Genomic DNA, 1,618 nt, shown 5'->3' with positions numbered 1-1,618 from the left:
TGTTTCGCGAGGTGGGGTTGCCGGACGGGATGTTCATTTACGAGGATTTCGGTTTCCGCAACGGGTTGTTCTGTTCGCCGCAGACGATGGATGAGTTGATTTTTCCGTACGAGAAGCAGTTGGTGGGGTTTTTCCACGACCATGGTCTGCCGGTGCTTTTGCATTCGTGCGGCGACGTTCGGAAGGCGGTGCCGTCCATCATTGACGCGGGTTTCGATTGCCTTCAGCCGATGGAGGCGAAGGCCGGCTGCGACGTAGTGGAGCTGGCGAAGACGTACGGGCGGAAGATTTCGTACATGGGCAACATCGACGTGACGGTGCTGTCGACGAACGATTCGGCGAAGGTGGAGGCGGAGGTGCTTCGGAAGGTCCGGGCGATGAGGGAGATGAGGATTCCGTACGCGTTCCATTCGGATCACTCGGTGCCGTACAGCGTGGAGTTTGGGACGTACGAGCACGCGGTGAGGGTGTTCCGGGAGAACAGCCGGTACGATTAGCGCGTGCGGTGTTTACGGTGACCCCGGTTGCGACTGGGTGGCGACCATGTGTTGTAGGGCGTGCCATCCGGCGAGTTGGGCGGCGGAGAGGGTGGCGGGCCGGCCGGTCGCGAGGTGGTGCTCGACGGCGCGGAGCCATCGGCGGGTGCGTCTGGGCAGGTTGACCTTGTGGTTGACGACGAGGCCGGTTACGTCCTGTCGCTGGTGTTTTCGGCGAATGTGCAGCTTGCGCTTGTGGTGGATTTTGTAACCGTAGTCGGCGAGGATGGCTTTGGTCATTCGGATGGCGAAGGCGGTGGGGAGGCGGTGGTCGTCGCGACATTCGGCCGGGTCAAGCGTTTTGGGATTCCGGGCAAGAGAGCTTCGGGCCTCGTTCGCCTCGTCGGCGCGGAAGGAGAAGGTGATGTCGTCGGCGTAGCGGGTGTAGCGGGCACCGATGCTTTGGGCGAGGCCGGCGAGGCGGGCGTCCATCTGATAGTTGACGAGGTTGCTCAGGCGCGGGCTGGTCGGCGCGCCTTGAGGCAGTCCGCCCTGCCAGGTGCAGAGTTTGACCAGCAGGTTGCTCGCGCGGCGGTCCCAGCCGATGGCCCGGCAGTAGCGTTTGACCCGCGCGGCGCCGGTTGAGCCGAAGAAGTCGCGGATGTCCATTCGCAGGACCACGTCGGGGCGGGCGTGGACGCGGGCGTTGGAGACGATGGAGCGGTGTCGTTCGAAGCCGTTGCAGGCGGGATGGGCTTTGAGGCCGGCCAGCACGCGGTGGAGGATCAGCCGCTGGAGTTTTTTTAGTTCATCGTTTGGGGCGTCGATGTCGCGGATGCCGCCGGCGCGTTTGGGGATGGTGAATCGCTGGTAGTGCGGCTTGGTTTCGTCGAGCCACTTGACCATAAGTCCGAGGCGTTGGGCGAGATCCTCGCTGCCGTATCGCCCGCCGCCGAACAGGCCATGGAGAAAGCTGAACAGTCCCATCGCCGCCTTCCTTGCCGTAAACCCATGTTAGAGAGAACGGGCGGGCGCGGCGGTGCGATCCGCGCCCGCGCTGCCTTGCCAAGGATGCGATCCTTGCACGAAGTACCAGAAGGTCCAGTGTGACCCGGCTGACGAAACATCAGCCACGTGCTCTG

The 1,618-nt window shown here is 63.5% G+C and carries 2 protein-coding genes; one reads left to right on the top strand and one right to left on the bottom strand.

Annotated elements, in window-relative coordinates; genetic code table 11:
• On the top strand, window positions 1-497 hold a 497-nt coding region (locus tag GXY33_17765), incomplete at its 5' end, for a hypothetical protein (GenBank protein ID NLX06988.1).
• 12 nt (window positions 498-509) lie between these two features.
• On the opposite strand, the gene GXY33_17760 is transcribed toward GXY33_17765, so the two are convergent.
• Window positions 510-1,463 carry an RNA-directed DNA polymerase gene (locus GXY33_17760; protein NLX06987.1) on the bottom strand — a complete coding sequence of 318 codons (954 nt, stop codon included), beginning with the start codon at window positions 1,461-1,463 and terminating at the stop codon, window positions 510-512.
• Between the last annotated feature and the right edge of the window lie 155 nt (window positions 1,464-1,618).

The organism is Phycisphaerae bacterium (assembly GCA_012729815.1).
In the GTDB taxonomy this organism is placed as follows: domain Bacteria; phylum Planctomycetota; class Phycisphaerae; order JAAYCJ01; family JAAYCJ01; genus JAAYCJ01.
Note: the sequence above shows the minus strand (reverse complement) of the source record. Positions and strands in the feature narration are given on the sequence as shown.